The sequence below is a fragment of the Bradyrhizobium sp. SZCCHNRI2009 genome (assembly GCF_032485115.1).
In the GTDB taxonomy this organism is placed as follows: Bacteria; Pseudomonadota; Alphaproteobacteria; order Rhizobiales; family Xanthobacteraceae; genus Bradyrhizobium.
Genome location: NZ_JAUEUH010000005.1, coordinates 22,143 through 43,469 on the forward strand (window position 1 = coordinate 22,143; position 21,327 = coordinate 43,469).

Consider the following 21,327-nt stretch of genomic DNA (forward strand, 5'->3'; position numbering starts at 1 on the left):
GCAACACCCTCGATCAGAAACCGGGTCAGATCGCCCCACGCTTGCTCTTGCGAATTAATCGCAATATAAATCATCCCTGAATTGCCGCGTGTCATCCACACTTCCGATCAAACATCGACGACTCCGTAATCTTCTCGTGACTGTGCGCGGGCAATCAGTTGTGACGTTGCCTGTGTCGTTTGCCTTGCCTTGGGAATCCGCCGCCATGATCCGTTCGAACTGCACCCGGGAAGTGATCGCGGCCGGCGCCATGATCGCCGCGCTCGCTGCCCCCGCCGCTGCCGCCGACCTGCCGGTCAAGGCCCGGATGGCGCAGACGGTGTTCGACTGGACCGGCCTCTATGTCGGCGTCCATGCCGGCTATACACGTGACCACGGCCGGGCGACCCTGACGGACCCGAGCGGCACGGTCAGCACCGGCAGCCCTTTCAGCGGTCTCACTGGCGGCGTTCAGGCGGGCTACAACTGGGTCACCCGCTCCGGGCTCTTGCTCGGGCTCGAGGGCGATTTCAGCTTTCCGAACTATCTCACCTCCAACCACACCGTCGCGATGCTCGGCACGCCCGGCTCGAACGTCTCGGAGCTGTGGGACTATGTCGCCACCGCCCGCGGCCGCGTCGGCTACATCAGGGGCGACTGGCTGGTCTATGCCACCGGCGGACTTGCCTGGACCGGCGGCCGCTTCATCAACACCAATGCAGCCGGCGACACCGAGAAACTGCTGACGACGCGGCTCGGCTGGGCCGCCGGCGCCGGCATCGAACGCAGCTTTGCGCCGCATTGGAGCTGGCGCCTCGAATATCTCTACAGCCATTTCGAGAACGGTGGCGTCCGCTTCTCCAACGGCGCCAGCTACAATTCGCAACTCGACTTCCAGACCCTGCGGGTCGGGCTCAACCGGAAGCTCGACTTCGCCAGCGGTCCCGACCTGAAGCTCAAGAGCGATCCGTCCGATCCCGAATCCGACCGCTGGGAGATCCACGGCCAGGCGACCGTGATCGGCCAGGGCTATCCGGCGTTCCGCGCCGCCTACACCGGCGCCAACAGCCTGACACCCGCGCGCCAATTCCAGGAGACCTGGAGCAACAGCCTGTACATCAACGCGCGGCTGTGGGACGGCGGCGAGGTCTACTACAATCCCGAGCTGCTGCAGGGCTTCGGCCTCAGCAACACCGTCGGACTCGGCGGCTTCCCCAATGGCGAAGCGCAGAAGTCCGACTTCCCCTATCCGCACTACAACACCTCGCGGCTGTTCCTGCGCCAGACCTTCGGCTTCGGCGGCGAGCAGGAGCAGCTCGGCAGCGGCCAGCTGCAGCTGTCCGGCAAGCAGGACATCTCGCGTCTCACGGTGCAGATCGGCAAATTTCCGGTGCTCGACGTGTTCGACGGCAACGCCTACGCCAAGGATGCGCGCAAGGACTTCATGAACTGGTCGATCTGGGCGCCCGGTGCCTTCGACTACGCCGCCGACAAGCTCGGCCTGACCTATGGCGCCACCGCCGAGCTGAACCAGAGGAACTGGGCGCTGCGCGCCGGCTATTTCCTGGTCGACGCCACCTCGAACTCCAACAATTTCGACACGAACGTGTTCAGGCGCGGCAGCTATGTCGTCGAGCTGGAGACGCGCTATCAGCTGTTCTCGCAGCCGGGCCACCTGCGCACCATCGGCTTCTTCAACAACACCTTCTCCGGCAGCTACCGCGAGACGCTGGACAATCCCGCGCTCAATGCCGACATCACCCAGACCCGCCGCGGCCGCCCCAAATACGGCTACGTCGTCTCTTTCGACCAGACGCTGTCAGACGAGCTCGGCCTGTTCGGCCGCTGGAGCTGGAACGACGGCAAGACCGAGATCATGGCCTTCACCGACATCGACAACAGCCTGTCGTTCGGCACCTCGATCAAGGGCACGCGCTGGGGCCGTCCCGATGATACGATCGGCCTCGCCGGCGTGACCAACGGGCTGTCGCGCGACCACCGCGCCTTCCTCGCCGCCGGCGGCCTCGGCCCGCTGATCGGCGATGGTGCGCTGAACTATCGACGCGAGAACATCATCGAGGCCTACTACGCCTACTCGATCAACAAATACCTGACCTTCACGGCGGACTACCAGTTCGTCAACAACCCCGCCTACAACGCCGACCGCGGCCCGGTGTCGATCTTCTCCGGGCGGTTGCACGGGGATTTCTGAGGGCGACAGGCTGCGCCGCCGCCGAGGCCGGCAGTCGAGCGCCGATGAGAGCCACAATTCGCGCCACAAATGGGTGTCGTCCGGGCTCAAGGCCGGGACGACAGCGGAGGATGATGCGCCCGTCGGTGCGCCAAGCTGACCTGCCGCAGGGTGCAGTCCCCCATGCGCTTACCGCAATGCGGCATTGGGCGCTTGCCATCCCCATATGCTAGGACCTGTCTCCATTCCCCGCCCCTTCGGGCGCTCACAGGTCGAAATGCTCTCAGTCGAACTCGCCATCATCGTCGTCCTCATCGTCGTCAACGGGCTGTTGTCGATGTCCGAACTCGCGATCGTCTCGTCGCGGCCGGCCCGGCTGGCCATGCTGGCCGAGAAAGGCGTGTCCGGCGCGCGGCGGGCGCTGACGCTGGCGTCCGACCCGGGGCGGTTCCTGTCGACGGTGCAGATCGGCATCACCCTGGTCGGCGTGCTCTCCGGCGCGTTCTCGGGCGCCACGCTCGGCCAGCGCCTGACGCAATCGCTGCTGGAGCTCGGCCTGTCGGCTTCCGTCGCCGACATCGTCGGCGTCGGCCTGGTCGTCACCATCATCACCTATGCCACGCTGATCGTCGGCGAGCTGGTGCCGAAGCAGCTCGCGCTGCGTGATCCCGAGGCGATTGCCGTCCGCGTCGCGCCGGCCATGCAGGTGCTCGCCAAGGTGTCGCTGCCGCTGGTCGTGCTGCTCGACCTTTCCGGCAAGCTGATCCTGACGCTGCTCGGCCGTTCCGGCGAGGCCGAGGAGAAGGTCTCGGAGGCGGAGATCCATCATCTGGTGCGCGAGGCCGAGACTGCCGGCGTGCTCGAGCCGGGCGAGAAGGAGATGATCGCCGGCGTGATGCGGCTCGGCGACCGCCCGGTCGGCGCCATCATGACGCCGCGTCCCGAGGTCGACGTCGTCGACCTCAACGACGATCCCAAGGCCATTCGCGAGCTGCTCGCCAGGAGCCCGCATTCGCGACTGCCGGTGTCGGACGGCGAGCGCGACCGCCCGATCGGCGTGCTCCAGGCCAAGGACCTGCTGGCGGCCTATCTGCGCGACGAGACGCCGGACCTGCGCAGCCTGGTGCGCGAGGTGCCGATCATTCCCTCCACCGTCGATGCGCGCGACGTGATCGCGATCCTCAAGGTAGCGCCCGTGCATATGGGGCTGGTCCACGACGAATACGGCGCGTTCGAAGGCGTCGTGACCGCGGCGGATATTCTGGAGTCGATCGTCGGCGCATTCTCGTCCGAGCAGGGTCCCCCCGAGCCCGCCTGCGTCCGCCGCGACGACGGCTCGCTGCTGGTCTCCGGCTGGATGCCGCTCGACGAGTTCGCCGACGTCCTCGCCATCGAGGTGCCGCCACATCGCGGCTATCACACCGTCGCCGGCCTGGTGCTGCAGCACTTCGGCAGCGTGCCCGAGGTCGGCCAGAGCTTCGAGCTGCAGGGGTGGCGCTTCGAGATCATCGACCTCGACGGCCGCCGCATCGACAAGATCCTGGCGACCAGGCTCGCGCCGGAGGGCGGCGAGCCGAATGTGGGGTAGCTGAACCCGTGCTGTCGCCGCAACGACAGTGCGCCCCGCCGGAGCATTCTCGCACCCGCATCGCATCTGCCATGCGATGCGACCTCCCTCGCACGCGGCGGAGGCGCAGATCGAGCGAGTGGCGCGCGATCAGGCATACCCCGGACAGCCGATGTCGCGGGAACGTGAAGACGCGGCCTGCGTATCCTTTGATAGGCCGACATGTGGTACCGGATCCCGGCCGCCGCCGCTTGATATCAAACCATCACACAGGGCACTTAGGGTACGGATTCGGCCGGCAGCCCAGCCGGCGCGAACCAGCCCATACGCCATGACAAGCACCGTCCGCAGCCACCGCCGATGGCTGCGGACGACGAGACGAGACACGCCGATGATGCTTCAGGAGCTCCGGACCACAGTGCTGCGCGACGCCGTCCGTCCCAACATCTGGGACGTGGTCGCGCTGGTGATCGTGGTGGGCGCGATGGTGCTGATCGTCTATGGCGGCGAGCAGACCACCCAGCCGCTGTCGGCGCTGGATACCGCCCCGGTGTCGCTCGATCCGGCCAACCTTCCGCTCTACGCGCTGCGCACGACCTTGCGCATGCTGCTCGCGATCGCGTGCTCGCTCGTGTTCACCTTCGTCTACGCCGCGCTGGCGGCCAAGAGCCGGCGCGCCGAGATCGTGCTGATCCCGCTGCTCGACATCCTGCAGTCGGTGCCGATCCTCGGCTTCCTCACCTTCACCGTCGTGTTCTTCATGAACCTGCTCCCCGGCAAGGTGCTGGGCGCCGAGCTCGCCTGCGTGTTCGCGATCTTCACCAGCCAGGCCTGGAACATGACCTTCAGCATGTACCAGTCGATGCGCAACGTGCCGAAGGATCTGGAGGAGGCGACGCGCAGCTTCCACCTCTCCGGCTGGCAGCGCTTCTGGCGGCTCGACGTCCCCTATGCGATGCCCGGCCTGATCTGGAATGCGATGATGTCGATGTCCGGCGGCTGGTTCTTCGTCGTGGCCTCCGAGGCGATCACGGTCGGCAACACCACCGTCACCCTGCCCGGCATCGGCTCCTACGTCGCGCTGGCAATTCAGCAGAAGGATCTCGCCGCGATCGGCGCCGCGCTGCTGACCATGCTGCTGGTCATCACCGCCTACGATCAGCTGCTATTCCGTCCGATCGTGGCCTGGGCCGACAAATTCCGCTTCGAGCAGACCGCCTCGGGCAATCCGCCGAGCTCGTGGATGCTCGACCTGTTCCGGCGCACCCGCGCGCTGCGCTCGCTGTCCGTCCCGTTCGCCGCGGTCAATCGCGCCGTCTCGAACCTGCGGATCAACTGGCCGAAAACCTGGAGCGGCCCGGTGCGGCACGCGCCACCGTCGCAGCTCGTCGACGGCCTCTGGCTCGCCGTCGTCGTTCTCGGTTGCGCCTATGCCGGCTGGAAGACGTACCTCTACCTCTCGGCCACGCTGGCGCCCGCCGATGTCCTCTCCGCCATCGGCTATGGCCTGATCACGCTGATCCGCGTGGTGGTGCTGATCGGGCTGGCGTCGCTGATCTGGGTCCCCGTCGGCGTCTGGATCGGGCTGCGGCCCAAGCTCGCCGAGCGCATCCAGCCGCTGGCGCAGTTCCTCGCCGCCTTCCCGGCCAACCTCGCCTTCCCGGTGTTCGTCGTGCTGATCGTGCGCTTTCGCCTCGACGCCAATGTCTGGCTGAGCCCGCTGATGATCCTGGGCACACAATGGTACATCCTATTCAACGTCATCGCCGGTGCCAGCGCCTTCCCGACCGACCTGCGCGAGGCGGCCGCGAGCCTGCACCTGACCGGCTGGCGCTGGTGGTTCAAGGTCGTGCTGCCCGGAATCTTCCCCTATTACATCACCGGCGCCATCACCGCCTCGGGCGGCTCATGGAACGCGGCGATCGTCGCCGAGGTCGCGAGCTGGGGCGACACGCATCTGACGGCGTCGGGGCTCGGCGCCTACATCGCCGCGGCGACGGAGCGCGGCGACTTTCCGCGCGTGGTACTCGGCATTGCCGTGATGTGCATCCTCGTCACTCTGTTCAACCGGCTGCTGTGGCGGCCGCTGTATGCCTTCGGCGAGCGCCGGCTGCGGCTCGGCTGACCGGGAGAGATCATCATGCGCGACCAGGTCAAGGACACATCGCTGATCGAGATCAAGAGCCTCAGCCGGCTCTTCCCGAAGGGCAGCGGCGAGGATCTCGTCGTGCTGGAGAAGGTCGACCTCACGATCCGAGCCGGCGAAATCGTCGGCCTGCTCGGACGCTCCGGCTCAGGCAAGTCGACCCTGCTGCGGATCATCGCCGGCCTGGTGTCGCCATCCTCAGGCGAAGCACGATGCCGCGGCGAGATCATCGCCGGCCCCCCTGTTGGCGTCGCCATGGTGTTCCAGTCGTTCGCGCTGTTTCCCTGGCTCACCGTGCTGCAAAACGTCGAACTCGGCCTGGAGGCGCTCGGTGTCGACAGTGCCGAGCGGCGCAAACGCGCGCTGGCCGCGATCGACCTGATAGGTCTCGACGGTTTCGAATCGGCTTTTCCGAAGGAGCTGTCCGGCGGCATGCGCCAGCGCGTCGGCTTTGCCCGCGCGCTCGTCGTGCATCCTGACCTCCTGCTGATGGACGAGCCGTTCTCCGCGCTCGACGTGCTCACCGCCGAGACGCTGCGCACCGACCTCGTCGATCTCTGGACCGACGGCCGGCTGCCGATCAAGTCGGTGCTGATGGTGACGCACAACATCGAGGAAGCGGTGCTGATGTGCGACCGCGTCCTGGTGTTCTCGTCCAATCCCGGCCGCGTCGCCGCCGAGTTCAGGATCGACCTGCCGCATCCGCGCAACCGGCTCGATCCCGCGTTCCGCCAGCTCGTCGACAGTCTCTATGCCCGCATGACGCAGCGGCCCGAGCCGAAGCTGCCGAGCACCGCCAGCGCCGGCGTGGGCATGGTGCTCAACCACGTGTCGTCGAACTCGATCTCCGGCCTGATCGAGACGCTCGCCGGCGAACCCTATAATGGGCATGCCGACCTGCCGGTGCTGGCGGGCCATCTGCAGCTCGAGGTCGACGAGATCTTTCCGCTGGCCGAAGCGCTTCAGCTCTTGCGCTTCGCCCAGCTCAGTGAAGGCGACCTGACCTTGACCGAGGACGGACGGCGGTTCGCCCATCAGGAGACCGACGAGCGCAAGAAGCTGTTCGCGAAGCATTTGATGGAGAACGTGCCGCTGATGGGGCTGATCCGCCGCGTGCTCGACGACCGCCCCTCGCACGCCGCTCCGGCTGCGCGCTTCCGCATCGAGCTCGAGGACTACATGTCCGAGCACTACGCCGACGAGACCTTGCACACCATCGTGTCATGGGGCCGCTATGCCGAGCTGTTCGCCTATGACGAGCAGTCCGAGACCTTCAGCCTGGAGAACCCGCATTGAGGCCAACGGCGTCACGGCGCGATGGTCAGTGTCGCCTTCATGTTGGGATGAAAGCGGCAGTAGTAGTCGACCGTGCCCGCCTTCTTGAGGACCGAGCTCACCGTCTTGCTCGGCGGCAAAGTGACATCGAAGGCGCCATCCCGCGCCGTGGCCGTATGAGCCAGCGCATCCTTGTTGACCCATTCGACGGTATCGCCGACCTTGGCCGAAGCCGCGGCCGGCGAGAATTCGAGCTTGTCCACCAAGATCCGGATCGTGGCAGCGCGCGCCGGAACGCTCATGGCGGCGAGCACAACCACACTCACGAGAGTGATGCGTCCCGACAGCATCGGATCGTCCTACTTCAGATCCGCCGCGACATGCTCGGCGTGCTGCTCGTGGCCCTGGAAGAGCTTCAAGCCGGTCTGCAGCAACTCCTTCAGCTCGGCGTTGGTTGCGGACGGAATGAGCTGCGTCTCCAGCGCGCCGTTCACCGTCTTGTGGTAGGCGACCTCGTTGGCGATATAGGCCTTGTCGAATGCCGCGCCCTTGAGCTTGCTGAGCTCGTCGAGCTTCTCGCTCGCCTGCTTCGACAGCGCGCGGCTGGTGTCGTTGTCTTCCGGCGTCACTTTCAGCTTCTTGACCAGGGCGAGGGCCTGCTTGTTGACCGCCTCGTGGTCCCGCACCATGCCTTGCGCGAACTCCTTGACCTCCTTGCTGCCGGACTTGTCCAAGGCCTGCTTCGCCGCCTTGATGTCGATTTCGCCGGCGGTGTAGGCGATATGCGCGATCTGCGGATCGCTGAGCTTGGCGCCCTGCGACAGGGCGACGCTGCTCGTGAGGCAGAGCGCGAGGGCGATCGTACCGATATGCTTGAACATGGTTCTCATCTCCTGTGCCGCCGGACCTCGTGGCCGGCGGGTGAATGACTGCACAGGGATTGGATGAAAAGCGGGAGCCGACGTTCCCGAGAATCTTCAGGTCGGACGTCGAAGACGATCGAGCACGGCCTCGGTCAGCCGCTCGCAACGCGGGCCGGCGAAGGGAAACGCGTCCAGAAGGACGGGACCGATCTCTTTTTCGACGTTCTCGCGCAACATGCCGCGGGCGCGATGCAGGCGCGTCTTCACGGTCTCGGGCTTCAATCCGAGCAAGTCCGCCGTCTCGTCGATGCTCATCTCCTCGATCACGCGGGCGATGAACACCAGGCGAAACGGCTCGGACAGGTCATCGATCGCCCGTTCGACAACGGCCTGGATCTGGCGCTGCGCCACCGACTTCTCCGGATCGCTCGACGTGGCGGGAAATTGGATCACCTCGGCCCGAGGCTTGTTCTCTCGCTCCGCATCCAGTTGCAGTGCCGGTCGCCGCCCGCGCAGCCGCCCCATCGCCTCGTTCATCGCGATGCGAACCAGCCACGTCGACAGGCTGGACTGGCCGCGAAACGCGTCCAGGTGGGTGAGTGCCCGGACATAGGTTTCCTGCACGACGTCCTCCGCCTCGCTGTCGTTGCGCAGGATGCCGCGGGCGATCCGGAACAGGCGGCGGTTGTTGGCCTGCAGGATGGCCCGAATGGCCGCCTCGTCGCGGGCTTTCGCCCGTCGGATCAGGTCATCCTCGCCGCTCGTCGCCGCGGAGACCGTGGTCGCTGTGGTCCAAGGCATTGTCGATCATCCAAGCTGAGTACACGTGGCTTAGATGGAATTGGAGCCGGAAAGTTCCCAAGAACGATCACGCAAGGCGTTTCACTGCACCGCCGCAAACGTATCGGCTCGCGCCATCGCCCAGGCGTCGCGGAATCGGACGTCCTGGGTGCCCTCGAGCAGTTCGCCCGGCCGCAGCGATGGATACAGCTTGGCAAAGGAGGAGACATCGGTGGTCGACGTCCGCTGTGAGAAGTGGATGGGCCGCAGATCCTGCGGATGCTCGAGGCCGGCGGCGGCGAGCAGCTCGGCCAGCGCATGCAGGGTCGCGTGATGATAGTTGTAGACGCGGTCGAGCTTGTGCGGCACGACCAGCGCGCGGGCGCGCGTCGGATCCTGCGTCGCGACGCCCGTCGGGCAGCGGTCGGTGTGGCAGCTCAAGGACTGGATGCAGCCGAGCGCGAACATGAAGCCGCGCGCCGAGTTGCACCAGTCGGCGCCGATCGACATCGCGCGCGCCATGTCGAAGGCGGTGGCGATCTTGCCGGAGGCGCCGATCTTGATACGATCGCGGACGTTCAGCCCGACCAGCGCATTGTGCACGAAATTGACGCCCTCGCGCATCGGCATGCCGAGGTGGTCCATGAACTCCAGCGGCGCCGCGCCGGTGCCGCCCTCATTGCCGTCGACCACGATGAAGTCGGGATAGATGCCGGTCTCCAGCATCGCCTTGCAGATCGCAAGGAACTCCCAGGGATGGCCAATGCACAGCTTGAAGCCGGCCGGCTTGCCGCCCGACAGCCGCCGCATCTCGCCGATGAACTGCATCATCCCGATTGGCGTCGAGAACGCGCGGTGCGCCGCCGGCGAGATGCAGTCCTCGCCCATCGCGACGCCGCGGATCTTGGAGATCTCCTCGGACACCTTCGCCGCCGGCAGCACGCCGCCGTGGCCGGGCTTGGCGCCCTGGCTGATCTTGAGCTCGACCATCTTGATCTGCTCGGCGGCTGCGACCCGCGCGAACGCGTCGGGGTCGAACGTGCCGTCATGGCGGCGGCAGCCGAAATAGCCGGATCCGATCTCCCAGATGATGTCGCCGCCCATCTCGGCATGGTACGGGCTGAAGCCGCCCTCGCCGGTGTCGTGCGCGAAGCCGCCGCGCTTGGCGCCACCATTGAGTGCGCGCACCGCATTCGGGCTCAGGGCGCCAAAGCTCATCGCCGAGATGTTGAACACCGAGGCGGAATAGGGTTTTGCGCAGTCGGGGCCGCCGATGGTGATGCGGTATTTTTCCTCCGCACGCGGCTTGGGCGACATCGAATGGTGCATCCATTCATAGCCCTCGCGGTAGACGTCTTCCTGGGTGCCGAACGGGCGCTTGTCGAGCACCATCTTGGCGCGCTGATAGACCACCGCACGGGTGTCGCGCGAGAACGGCATGCCGTCCTTCTCGCTCTCGAAGAAATACTGCCGCATCTCGGGCCGCATCTCCTCGAGCAGGAAACGCAGGTGTGCCGCGATCGGGTAGTTGCGCAGCACCGCGTGGCTCTTCTGCATGAGGTCGCGCACGCCGAGCAGGGTGAGCGCGCCGAAGATCAACAGCGGGATCAGGACGAGATCAAAGATCTTGCGGTCGTAGATGCCGAGGATCAGCAGCAAAGCGGTCGCCGTGGCGCAGATCGTCAGCACGATGAAGCGCGGCGAAAACGGGAGCAGCAGCGTATCCATGGAAGGCCTCGGGGCGGCTCGTGGAAGATCTTTGATCACGATACTACTGATATCGCGAAGCAATCGTTACACAAGCGCGCGCAATCGGCCATCGATCATATCACAACGTCGATAGCCGCCTTCTATCGACTGCCGCGCTGCGGGATCGAGCCGCAGCGCCGGGCCGGCCTCCGGGACTCCCGGCGCCGCTACGCGTTGCTCGACGACGGCAGCCGCTTACCCCTGCGCAAACAGCCCCGAATGCGTCTCGCGCAACTGCCGCTTCAGCAGCTTGCCGCTGGGGTTCTTGGGCAGCGCATCGACGAACACGATCCGCTTCGGCGTCTTGAACGAGGCCAGCCTGGCCGAAGCCTGCTCGAGCACGGCCGCCTCGGTCAGCTCACAGCCGGACTTGACCACGACCATCGCCACAACGGCCTCGACCCAGCGCGGATGCGGCAGGCCGACGACGGCGACCTCCGACACTTCCGGGATCAGATAGAGCGCCTCCTCGACCTCGCGGCTGGCGACGTTCTCACCGCCGGTCTTGATCATGTCCTTCTTGCGATCGACGATGGTGATGTAGCCTTCCCCGTCGATGGTCGCGAGATCGCCGGAGTGAAACCAGTCGCCCTGGAAGGCGGCGGCGGTGCGCTCGTCGTCGTGGAAGTAGCCGAGCATCAGATGCGGCGAGCGGTGCACGACCTCGCCGACCTCGCCTGGTGCGACATCATTCATGTCGTCATCGACGACCCGCGTCTCGACGTTGAGCACGGCGCGGCCGCAGGAGCCTGGCTTGCGCAGTTGATCCTCGGGTCCGAGCATCGTCGCCAGCGGAGCGATCTCGGTCTGGCCGTAGAGATTCCACAGCCGCACCTTGGGCAGCCGCTGCGCCAGCTCGCGCAGCACCTCGACCGGCATGATCGAGGCGCCGTAATAGCCCTTGCGCAAGGTGGATACGTCGGTGGTCTCGAACAGCGGCGAGCGCAGGATCGAGATCCAGACGGTGGGCGGCGCGAAGAACGATGTGATCCGATATTTCGCGATCAGCGGCAGCAGATTGTCGGGCGTCGGAAACGCCGTGATGATGTTGGTCGCGCCGACATAGATCGAAGGGCCGAAGAACACGTCGAGCTGCGCGCAATGATACAGCGGCAGCGCGTGCAGGGTGACGTCATCGGCGGCGATGCCAGCATCGACGATACAGCTCACATACTGCCAAATGACGGCGTCATGGGTGAGCATGGCGCCCTTCGGCAGCGACTCCGTACCAGAGGTGTAGACGATCTGCGCGACGTCGCTTCCGGCGATTTCGACGGCAGGCACCGTCGCCGTCGACGCCGCGAGCTCCGCAAAGTCGATCATGTCGCTTTGCCGCTCGCTCGGACCTTCCGACGGCAGCCAGATCATCTGCTCGACCGCCGGCACCAGCGTCTTGGCGGCGCGGGCCACGCCGGCAAAGCCGCTGTCGGTCGCCAGCAGCCGCGCGCCGGCATGCTTGAGGATGTAGGCAACCTCCTCGGGCTTGAGCATGAAGTTGATCGGCACCAGCACGGCGCCGAGCCGCGCCAGCGCGAAGCGCAAGGCCGCGAAGGCATGCGAATTGCGGGCGAGGATGGCCACGCGCTCGCCCTTGCCGACACCGCGGATGGCGAGGCCGGCCGCGAGGCGGTCGACGATGGCATTGAACTCGGCGTAGGTCCAGCTGACCTCGCCGCAGATCACGGCCGTCTTTCCCGGCGTGCGCGCCGCGCTCCGCCGCAGGAGGTCACCGAGCGTCTGTCTGCGAACGATGGAATCCATGGCCGTACCCCTTATTGTATCGGGGATGGCCGCCGCTCAGGCAATCCAAGTCCCCTCCCTGTGTCGCGCCGGACGTCTGCAGGTCCGGTCTTGCTGCCGAAAATCGCACAGCCGCTTCGAAACGCGCAAGGAGGATATTGCCAACGAAAAGAGCGCCCCGATTGCGTCGAGGCGCTCTTTCAGAAAAGTCGGAGACGAAGGGGCGACGGCTCAGCGCTCGACGAAGGCCTTCTCGATCACGAAATGGCCCGGCTCGTTGCCGCTGCCTTCGAGGAAGCCGCGCGACTCGAACATGGTCTTGAGCTCCTCCAGCATCGCCGGGCTGCCGCACATCATGATACGGTCCTTGGCGATATCGAGCTCATGCTGGCCGATATCGTTGAACAGCTGCTGCGACGAGATCAGGTCGGTGATGCGGCCACGGTTGCGGAACGGCTCGCGTGTGACGGTCGGATAATACTGCAGCTTGCCGTCGAGCAGTTCTCCGAACAACTCGTCCTCGCGCAGCTTGGCGACGACGCTCTCGCCATAGGCGAGCTCGGCGACCTGGCGGCAGCCATGGACCAGCACGATGCTCTCGAACCGCTCGTAGACGTCGGGGTCCTTGATCAGGCTGGCGAACGGGGCAAGGCCGGTGCCGGTCGACAGCAGCAGAAGCCGGCTGCCGGGCAGCAGGTTGTCGGGGATCAGCGTGCCGGTCGCCTTGCGGCCGACCAGGATGGTGTCGCCTTCCTTGATCTTCTGCAGCCGGGAGGTCAGCGGGCCGTCTTGCACCTTGATGCTGAAGAACTCGAGTTCCTCCTCGTGATTGGCGCTGGCCATGCTGTAGGCGCGCAGCAGCGGGCGGCCCTCGACCTCGAGGCCGATCATCGCGAACTGACCATTCTGGAAGCGGAAGCCCGCATCGCGGGTGGCTCGGAAGGAGAACAGGGTGTCCGTCCAGTGGTGAACGGAAAGAACTTTCTCTTTATAGAACGCGCTCATGTCGTTTGTTTTTTCACGTGGGCTGAAGTTGGAAGAAGCAAGTCGTGACGGAGGCAGGACCGCAAAACCCCTATAGATCCAGCGATTTCGGCGCCTGATGTACGTGAAAACAGCGAATAATCAACCCGCATGGACGCACCATTGATCACGATCAAATGCATGCCGGCTGATGTCCGGATTCGCCTCGATCGGCTGTTCGTTCGTACACAAACGATATGGGTAATTTACTTGCCGATATTCCGATTTTCCAGCACTTTAATTCCGCATCTCTGGCCCAATCCTTGAGCAATGATTAACCATCCGCAGGCCCAGCTCGCCGCCATCACCCGCTACTGCGCCGAACGAGGCATCGCGCTCGACGTGCGGGAGGACGGCTGGCTGCTGGTGCTCGAGGATGCCACCCGGCGTCACCTGATCTTCGGCTATGATCTCGGCCTGAACAGTGCGGTGGCGCACAGACTGGCCTGTGACAAGGCGGCGACCTCGGCGCTGCTGAGAGCCGACGGGATTGCCGCGGTTCCACACGCATTCTTTCTGGCGCCGGCCCTCGGCGGCCAGTCCGGGCAGACGGCCGAGGCCGCGCTGGCGCTGCTCGAAACGCATCCGCGCGGGCTGGTGGTCAAGCCCAACGAGGGGACCTCTGGACGGTCGGTCGTCCGCGTCACGGCGAAGGATGACCTGCTGCGCGCAGTGAACAGCATCTTCGAGACCGGCGCGAATGTCGCGATCGCGCCGCTCATGGACATCGTCGACGAAGTCCGTGTCGTGCAGCTCGATGACGCGTCCCTGATCGTCTACCGCAAGCAGCGCCCCATCGTGGCCGGCGACGGCGTGAAGCCGCTGCTCGCCCTCGCGCTGGCGGCCACTCCGGCCACGGGGCACGCGCAACTCCTGCGGCACCTCGATGCGGAATTCGACGCGTCGGCCTGGCGCGCCGTCGTGCCGCGCGGCGAGCAGCGCCTGCTGAGCTGGCGGCACAATCTCGAATTCGGAGCTCAGCCCGTGCTGCTCGAACCAGGCGCGCAGCGGGACCTTTGTGCCGCACTCGCCACCGCGGCGGCACGCGTCATTGGCATCCGCTACGCATCGGTCGACCTCGTGCTGGCCGATGGACACTGGCAGGTGCTCGAGATCAATTCGGGCGTGAAGATGGAGGCGCTCGGCCGGCATGCGCCGGAGCTGGTCGAAAGCACATATTTCGCCGCGCTCGACGCGATCTTCGGCAGAGGCCGGTCGGGATGACTTGCGGCCGCTGGCCCGATTTCCAGCAATAAGATTTCCCTGGCCTCGATCGAGATGAGGGATTAGTCTCCGATCCAAAATAAACAGTATACTGTCAATGTGGAGGACGCCCTTGCGCATCGCCGTGCTCGGCGGCGGCCCTGGCGGGCTGTATTTCGCCTATCTCTGGAAGAAGCGGCACCCCGCCGCCGTGGTCGATCTGTTCGAGCAGAATCCGGCCAGGGCGACCTGGGGCTTTGGCGTCGTGTTCTCCGATCAGGCGCTCGAATTCCTGCGCGCCGACGATCCCGACACCGTGGACGCGATCGCGCCGCACATGGAGAGCTGGCACAACATCACGCTCAATCTGCGCGGCGAGACTGTCGAGATCGACGGCGTCGGCTTTTCCGCGATCGGCCGGCTCGAGCTGTTGAAGCTGCTGCAGGCCCGCGCCGAGAGCGTGGGCGTCGTCGCCCGCTACGGCACGACCATCCAGTCGCTGGACCAGCTCGCAGGCTACGACCTCATCGTCGCTGCCGACGGGCTGAACTCGCTGGTTCGCCGCAGCTTCGAAGGCGATTTCGGCTTCTCCGTCTCCTACTCCAGCAACAAGTTCGCATGGTACGGCACGTCGAAGACCTTTGCCACGCTGTCGCAGACCTTCGTCGCGACCGACCGCGGCAGCTTCAACGCGCACCATTATCGCTATTCGCCGGACATGAGCACGTTCCTGGTGGAATGCGATCGCGCCACGTGGCACGCCCATGGCTTCGCCGAGATGTCGGTCGATGAATCCCGGCGCGTCTGCGAGCAGGTGTTCGCCGCCACGCTCGATGGTCACGCGCTGGTCTCCAACCGATCGGTATGGCGCAATTTCCCTTGGGTCTGGAATGAGCACTGGTGGCACCGGAACATGGTGCTGATCGGCGACGCGCTGCATACGGCGCACTTCTCGATCGGCTCCGGGACGCGGCTGGCGATCGAGGACGCGATCGCGCTCGCCAAGGCGCTCGATGCCGAGACCAGCCTCTCGGACGGCCTCGCCCGCTATCAGGCCGAGCGCCAGCCGATCGTGAAGAAGCTGGTGACGGCGGCCCGGACCAGCAGCGACTGGTATGAGTCCTTCCCGGCTCACATGACGCTCAGCCTGTTGGATTTTGCCTACAGCTACATCACCCGGTCCGGGCGCATCGATGAGACCAGGCTGCGCGCGATGGCTCCGCAGTTCATGGCCCGCTACGAGGCATCTCGGAGCACGGGAGCACGCGCATGACCAGAGAGATCGCCGACCAGGTTCCGCGCGACAGCGCCGGCGCGCGCGAGATCGGCTTCGCAATTCCCGCCCGCTACAATGCCAGCCGCGTGCTGTTCGACAACCTCGCCAAGGGCAACGCCAACAAGACTGCGCTGATCGGTCCGGCCGGCCAGCGCAGCTATGCCGAGCTGTGTGCCGACGCCTGCCGTTGGGGCAACGGCTTCACCGCGCTCGGGCTCAGCCGCGGCGACCGGGTCCTGCTGTTCCTCGACGATACACCGGCCTATCCGGCCGCGTTCTTCGGCGCAGTGCGCGCCGGCTTCGTGCCGCTGCTGATCAACACATTGACGCCGCCGGATCTGCTGCAATTCTATCTCGCTGATTCCGGCGCCAAGATCGCGGTCGCCGACGCCGAGTTTGCCGCACGGTTCGACGCACAGGCCTGCGCCGAGACCGCGCTGCGTACACTGGTCGTCGTCAATGGCGAGGCGCCGGCCACCGCCGTCGCAACGACGGTCGCGGTCGATGCGTGGCTGCCCAACTTCACCGATCAGTTGGCGGAGGCCGACACCCACCGCGACGAGATGGCATTCTGGATGTATTCGTCCGGCTCCACCGGACGCCCCAAGGGCATCGTCCATCTGCAGCACGACATGGCCTATAGCGAGCAGGCGTTCGCCCGCAACGTGCTGCGGCTCAAGCCGGACGACATCTGCTTCTCGGTGCCCAAGATCTTCTTCGCCTACGGCTTCGGCAATGCGATCACCTTTCCATTCTCGGCCGGAGCGACGACGCTGCTGCTGCCCGGCCAGCCGAAACCCGCCGCCATCTTCGATGCGATCGGCCGCTTCCGACCAACCGTGTTCTTCGGCCTGCCGACGCTCTACACCGCGCTCACCAAGGCCGAGGGTGCGAAGCAGGCCGACGTCTCGTCACTGCGGCTCGCGGTTTCTGCGGCCGAGGTGCTCTCGGCCGAGGTCTTCAACGGTTGGAAGAGCCTGACCGGCTTGGAGATCGTCGAAGGTCTCGGCTCGACCGAGGTTCTCCACGTCTATCTCTCGAACCGCGAGGACCGCAAGAAGCTCGGCGCCGCCGGACTGCGCGTTCCCGGCTACGAGATCGCGCTGCGCGACGGCGAAGGACGCGAGGTCGCCAACGGCGAAGAGGGCATTCTCTGGGTACGCGGCGACTCCAACACGCCGCTCTACTGGAACCGTCCGGACAAGACCGCGGAGACGATCCGCGATGGCGGCTGGATCTACACCGGCGACCGTTTCGTGCGCGATGCCGACGGCTTCCATTTCTTCCGCGGCCGCGCCGACGACCTGGTCAAGATCTCCGGCCAATGGGTCTATCCGCTCGAGGTCGAGCTCTGCCTCGCCGAGCATCCCGATATCAGAGAATGCGCCGTGTTTGCGCACGAGCTGCCGGATCGTCGCATGAGCCTGAAGGCCGTGGTGGTCACCAACGGCGGATCCCCCGACCAAATCCCGACCGTCAAGGCGCTTCAGGACTACGTGAAGGCGAAACTGCTGCCCTACAAATATCCGCGCGAGATCGTCTTCATCGACGAATTGCCGAAGACGGGCACCGGCAAGATCGATCGTCAGGCGGTGATGCGGCTGTGAGCCTACGCCTTGCGCCCGACAACTGCGGAGTTCCGCGATCAGCCGGTTTTGCCGAGATGCTCCAGCGCATCCTCGGCGCGCAGCGGCACCCGCGACACCTCGTTGTTGAGATCGACGAGCTGCGCCAGCAACGCCATCAGCATCTTGCGATCCGCGGCCTTCAGCGGCGCCAGCATGCGGGCCTGGGCGCGATCGACCGCCGGCATGATCGCACGGAGAAGGGCTCCGCCCGCCCTGGTCAGATAAAGCAGCTTGACGCGCTTGTCCTCGGCCGACGGCCTGCGCTCGATATGGCCCTTGCTCTCCAGCCGCTCGATCACGCTGCCGAGCGTCGAACGGTCGAAGGCGATCACCGCCGACAGCCTGGTGGCATCGATGCCGGGGTGCGTCTGGATCGCGACCAGCGCCGCATATTGCACCGGCGTCAGGTCGAACTCGCGGCACTCCTCGACGAAGATGGACACGGCAATCTGCTGCATCCGCCGGAACAGATAGCCCGGCTTGGTGTAGACTGCGTCCATCGTGATGTCGGCCGGCCTACTCGGCATCGGGCTGACGCTCCGGAGCAGCAGCGGCGAAGGCCGGCAGCGCCTTCGCCGCGGCTTCGGCCTGCAGCAGGCGCGGAAACGCTGCGACATCGACGCCGAAGCGGCGTGCATTGCCGAGCTGCGGCACCAGGCAGAGATCGGCCAAGGTTGGCGCCGCACCGAAGCAGAATGGGCCAGGCTCATGCTTGATCAGCGCTTCGCAGACAGCAAGCCCCTCGCGGTTGGCCCAGCCGGCCCAGGCCGTGACCTTGTCCTCGGGCAGGCCGAGCTCCCGGAGCCGCGCCAGCACCTTCAGGTTCTGCACCGGATGGGTGTCGCAGGCGAGCACCTGCGCGAAGGCGCGGACCTGGGCGCGTCGCAACGGATCCTTCGGCAGCAGCGGCGGCTCGGGATGAGTCTCGTCGAGCCATTCGATGATCGCAAGCGACTGGATCAACGTGGCGCCGCTGTCGTCCTCGAGCGCCGGGACCAAACCCTGCGGATTGAGCGCGAGATAGGCGGGCGCGCGCTGCTCGCCCTTGCGGAGGTGATGCGGCAGATGCTCGGCCGTGAGACCCTTGAGGTTGAGCGCGATCCTGACGCGATAGGATGCGCTGCTGCGGAAATAGCCGTGCAGCTTCATCATGGCAGTCCTCCCGATGCGACAGCTCTGGTTGTATTTGACGGTAATCAAATTGGCAGTATACTGTCAATCAAGAACGACATCTGATCATGGGAGGCGCGCATGGCCGCGGTTTCGACACCGGAGCGCGAGGCGTTCTACAAGAAGATCGACGGCGAAAACATGACGGCGCTGTGGACCGTGATGAGCGATCTCATCACGCCCGAGCCGAAGAGCGCCTGCCGCCCGCATCTGTGGCAGTTCGCGGCGATCCGCGACTACATGGTCGAAGCCGGGCGGCTGATCACGGCGAAGGAAGCCGAGCGGCGCGTGCTGATCCTGGAGAATCCGGGACTGCGCGGGCAGTCCAAGATCACCACATCGCTCTATGCCGGCGTTCAGATGGTGATCCCAGGCGATGTTGCGCCCGCCCATCGGCACAGCCAGTCCGCATTGCGCTTCGTGCTGGAAGGAAAGGGAGCCTTCACGACCGTCGAGGGCGAGCGCACCCTGATGGAGCCGGGCGACTTCATCATCACCCCGTCGATGACTTGGCACGATCACGGCAATGAGACCACCGAGCCGATGTTCTGGCTCGATGGCCTCGACATTCCCCTGGTGCAGTTTCTCGACGCGTCGTTCGCGCAAGGCGCGCAGGAGGACCAGCAGAAGGTCGCGCGCCCCGCGGGCGACAGCTTCGCCCGCTACGGCCACAATCTGCTGCCGGTCGATGCGAAGCGCAAATCCAGGACATCGCCGATCTTCAACTATCCCTACGCCTATACGCGCGAGGCGCTGGAGAACGCGAAGCGGAGCGAGGAATGGGACGCCTGCCACGGGCTGAAGCTGAAATTCTCCAACCCGGAGACGGGTGATTTCGCGATGCCGACGATCGGCACCTTCATCCAGCTGCTGCCGAAGGGCTTCAAGACTGCGCGCTATCGCTCGACCGACGCGACCGTGTTCACCGCGATCGAAGGCAGGGGCCGCAGCCGCATCGGCGACCAGACCTTCGAATGGGGCCCGCGCGACCTGTTCGTCGTTCCGAGCTGGCAATGGGTCAGCCATGAGCCGGACGAGGATGCGGTACTGTTCTCGTTCTCGGATCGCCCGGTGCAGGAGAAGCTCGACTTGTTCCGGGAAGACCGCGGCAACGCCTGACACCGCCGGATCAGCGCCAGCGCAGGAGCCGCGCTTCGAGCATGCTGATCAGCCGGCCGACGGCGAGACCGAACAGCGACAGGATCAGGATCCCCGCCATCAGCTGATCGGTCTGCATCAGATTGCCGGCCTGCAGCACGAAGGTGCCGATGCCGGTCTCGGCGCCGATCATCTCCGCCGAAACCACGAGCATCAGCGCGACCGACGCGGTGATGCGGAAACCGGCGAGGATCGACGGCAGCGCGCCGGGCCAGATCACGCGGCGGACGATGGTCGGGAACGGCACGTTGAAGCTCTGCGCCATGCGGATCAGGTTGCGCGGCACCGCATCGACGCCGCTATAGACCGAGATCGTGGTCGAGAAGAACACGCCCAGCGCGATCGTCGCGATCTTCGGCTGCTCGCCGATGCCGAGCCAAAGAATCAGCAGCGGCAGCACGGCGATCTTCGGAATCGGAAACAGCGCAGAGACGAACGTGATGCCGATGCTGCGCGCAATGCGCCAGAGGCCGATCGCGAAGCCGACGACGATGCCGGTGGCCGTGCCGAGCGCCCAGCCGGATACAATGCGCACGAACGATGCCGAGACATGCTGCCAGAGCGCGCCGCTTTCGGCCAATCGATACAGGGCGCGCAAGATCGTCAGCGGCGCCGGCAGGAACAATGGGTTGGCCAGTGCGAGGCTGCCGATGAGTTGCCACAGGCCGAGAGCCGCCGCGAGCGCGAGCCAGCCGGCCCATCGGCTTGCGGCTGGCGTGAAGCCGCCGCCCCGGAACGGCACTTTCCGGCTCTGCTTGCCGACGACCTCAGGCGTTCCGGCCGGGGAGCGTTCAAGCATTCTGAACCTCGCGCTCGGCATCGATTGCCTCGGTCCGGATCAGCCCCCAGAGCTCGTTCTGCAGGTCCAGCAGTTGCGCGCGTACTCCGGCATCGCCGCGGCTGCGCCGCGTCGCCGGGACGCTGACGACCTTCCGGATGCGGCCGGGACGACGCGACAGCACGACGATGCGGTCGGCGAGCCGCACGGCCTCCTCGAGATTATGCGTGACATAGACCGCGCCCATGGTGCCGTCGGCGAGCAGATCGACGAAGTCCTCCATCAGCAGTTCGCGGGTCTGCGAGTCCAGCGCCGACAACGGCTCATCCATCAGCAGGATCGCCGGGCGGACCGCCAGCGCCCGGGCAATCCCGACCCGCTGTCGCATGCCGCCCGACAACTGCTTGGGATAGACGGTCCGGAAGTCTGCCAGGCCGGTTCGCCGCAACGCATCGTCGACGGCGGCGGCGCGCTGCTGCGTCGACAGGGATGTATGGAGGAGCGGAAAGGCAACATTGTCGGCGACGCTTGCCCACGGCAGCAGCGCGAAGTCCTGGAACACGAACGTCAGGGGATTGAGGCTGCCGGGCGGCGGAGCTCCGCGCAGCACCGCCTGTCCCTTGCTTGGCTGCAACAACCCTCCGAGGATTGCCAGCAGCGTGCTCTTGCCGCAGCCGGACGGCCCAACGAGGGCGACCACCTCGCCGGCTCCGACCGTGAACGACACGCCATCGAGCACATCGAGCGCGTCGAAACGGTGGCTGATGGTCTCGGCGATCAGGTCCATGTCAAGCGATCCCG

18 protein-coding genes are annotated in these 21,327 nt (G+C 65.7%); 8 read left to right on the top strand and 10 right to left on the bottom strand.

All coding sequences use genetic code 11. The annotated features are described in order from the left end of the window. Positions 1 to 205: 205 nt before the first annotated feature. The 4 genes from QX041_RS18530 (at position 206) to QX041_RS18545 (ending at position 7,179) form a co-directional block, all read left to right on the top strand. The gene (locus QX041_RS18530) at positions 206 to 2,191 is read left to right on the top strand and encodes a carbohydrate porin (protein ID WP_316166207.1); all 1,986 of its coding nucleotides are present in this window, start codon (positions 206 to 208) and stop codon (positions 2,189 to 2,191) included. Between the two features lie 256 nt (positions 2,192 to 2,447). Further along, positions 2,448 to 3,758: a hemolysin family protein gene (locus QX041_RS18535; RefSeq protein ID WP_316166208.1), complete on the top strand. Its 1,311-nt coding sequence runs from the start codon at positions 2,448 to 2,450 to the stop codon at positions 3,756 to 3,758. A 370-nt stretch (positions 3,759 to 4,128) separates the two neighbouring features. Beyond that, positions 4,129 to 5,862 carry an ABC transporter permease subunit gene (locus tag QX041_RS18540; RefSeq protein ID WP_315825485.1) on the top strand — a complete coding sequence of 578 codons (1,734 nt, stop codon included), beginning with the start codon at positions 4,129 to 4,131 and terminating at the stop codon, positions 5,860 to 5,862. Positions 5,863 to 5,877: 15 nt separating this feature from the next. Continuing rightward, entirely contained in the window at positions 5,878 to 7,179 is a 1,302-nt protein-coding gene (locus tag QX041_RS18545) for a nitrate/sulfonate/bicarbonate ABC transporter ATP-binding protein (RefSeq protein WP_316166209.1), read from the top strand. Positions 7,180 to 7,190: 11 nt separating this feature from the next. On the opposite strand, the gene QX041_RS18550 is transcribed toward QX041_RS18545, so the two are convergent. From QX041_RS18550 to QX041_RS18575, 6 genes are all read right to left on the bottom strand, one after another. Next, complete coding sequence (locus QX041_RS18550; RefSeq protein WP_315715292.1) at positions 7,191 to 7,508, bottom strand: cupredoxin domain-containing protein; 318 nt, start codon at positions 7,506 to 7,508, stop codon at positions 7,191 to 7,193. A gap of 9 nt (positions 7,509 to 7,517) precedes the next feature. After that, complete coding sequence (locus tag QX041_RS18555; RefSeq protein ID WP_315752265.1) at positions 7,518 to 8,039, bottom strand: DUF4142 domain-containing protein; 522 nt, start codon at positions 8,037 to 8,039, stop codon at positions 7,518 to 7,520. A gap of 96 nt (positions 8,040 to 8,135) precedes the next feature. Further along, positions 8,136 to 8,822, bottom strand: a complete 687-nt coding sequence (locus QX041_RS18560) for an RNA polymerase sigma factor (protein WP_315752266.1) — start codon at positions 8,820 to 8,822, stop codon at positions 8,136 to 8,138. Positions 8,823 to 8,903: 81 nt separating this feature from the next. After that, positions 8,904 to 10,529, bottom strand: a complete 1,626-nt coding sequence (locus tag QX041_RS18565) for an FMN-binding glutamate synthase family protein (protein WP_315752267.1) — start codon at positions 10,527 to 10,529, stop codon at positions 8,904 to 8,906. A gap of 216 nt (positions 10,530 to 10,745) precedes the next feature. Next, on the bottom strand, positions 10,746 to 12,311 hold the full coding sequence (locus QX041_RS18570; RefSeq protein ID WP_316166210.1) for an acyl-CoA synthetase: 1,566 nt from the start codon (positions 12,309 to 12,311) through the stop codon (positions 10,746 to 10,748). A gap of 210 nt (positions 12,312 to 12,521) precedes the next feature. After that, positions 12,522 to 13,295, bottom strand: coding sequence for a ferredoxin--NADP reductase (locus QX041_RS18575; protein WP_315715287.1), 774 nt, complete (start codon positions 13,293 to 13,295; stop codon positions 12,522 to 12,524). Between the two features lie 288 nt (positions 13,296 to 13,583). Between QX041_RS18575 and QX041_RS18580 the strand changes: the two genes are divergently transcribed. The 3 genes from QX041_RS18580 (at position 13,584) to QX041_RS18590 (ending at position 17,399) form a co-directional block, all read left to right on the top strand. Continuing rightward, complete coding sequence (locus tag QX041_RS18580; RefSeq protein ID WP_316166211.1) at positions 13,584 to 14,537, top strand: RimK-like protein; 954 nt, start codon at positions 13,584 to 13,586, stop codon at positions 14,535 to 14,537. A 112-nt stretch (positions 14,538 to 14,649) separates the two neighbouring features. Beyond that, positions 14,650 to 15,789 carry an FAD-dependent monooxygenase gene (locus QX041_RS18585; protein ID WP_316166212.1) on the top strand — a complete coding sequence of 380 codons (1,140 nt, stop codon included), beginning with the start codon at positions 14,650 to 14,652 and terminating at the stop codon, positions 15,787 to 15,789. Beyond that, complete coding sequence (locus tag QX041_RS18590; RefSeq protein ID WP_315715283.1) at positions 15,786 to 17,399, top strand: benzoate-CoA ligase family protein; 1,614 nt, start codon at positions 15,786 to 15,788, stop codon at positions 17,397 to 17,399. Before QX041_RS18585 ends, QX041_RS18590 begins: the two co-directional genes overlap by 4 nt. 38 nt (positions 17,400 to 17,437) lie before the next feature. Here the strand turns inward: QX041_RS18590 and QX041_RS18595 are convergent, their stop codons facing one another. Then, complete coding sequence (locus tag QX041_RS18595) at positions 17,438 to 17,947, bottom strand: MarR family transcriptional regulator (RefSeq protein ID WP_316166213.1); 510 nt, start codon at positions 17,945 to 17,947, stop codon at positions 17,438 to 17,440. After that, on the bottom strand, positions 17,937 to 18,569 hold the full coding sequence (maiA, locus tag QX041_RS18600) for a maleylacetoacetate isomerase (RefSeq protein WP_316166451.1): 633 nt from the start codon (positions 18,567 to 18,569) through the stop codon (positions 17,937 to 17,939). The genes QX041_RS18595 and maiA overlap by 11 nt, the downstream gene beginning before the upstream one ends. Positions 18,570 to 18,671: 102 nt before the next feature. On the opposite strand from maiA, the gene gtdA reads away from it, so the two are divergent. Then, positions 18,672 to 19,709, top strand: a complete 1,038-nt coding sequence (gene gtdA / locus QX041_RS18605) for a gentisate 1,2-dioxygenase (RefSeq protein WP_315825491.1) — start codon at positions 18,672 to 18,674, stop codon at positions 19,707 to 19,709. 10 nt (positions 19,710 to 19,719) lie between these two features. Here the strand turns inward: gtdA and QX041_RS18610 are convergent, their stop codons facing one another. Next, complete coding sequence (locus tag QX041_RS18610; protein WP_315825492.1) at positions 19,720 to 20,547, bottom strand: ABC transporter permease; 828 nt, start codon at positions 20,545 to 20,547, stop codon at positions 19,720 to 19,722. After that, a complete protein-coding gene (locus QX041_RS18615; protein ID WP_315825493.1) occupies positions 20,540 to 21,313 on the bottom strand; it encodes an ABC transporter ATP-binding protein in 774 nt (257 codons plus the stop codon). The genes QX041_RS18610 and QX041_RS18615 overlap by 8 nt, the downstream gene beginning before the upstream one ends. Between the last annotated feature and the right edge of the window lie 14 nt (positions 21,314 to 21,327).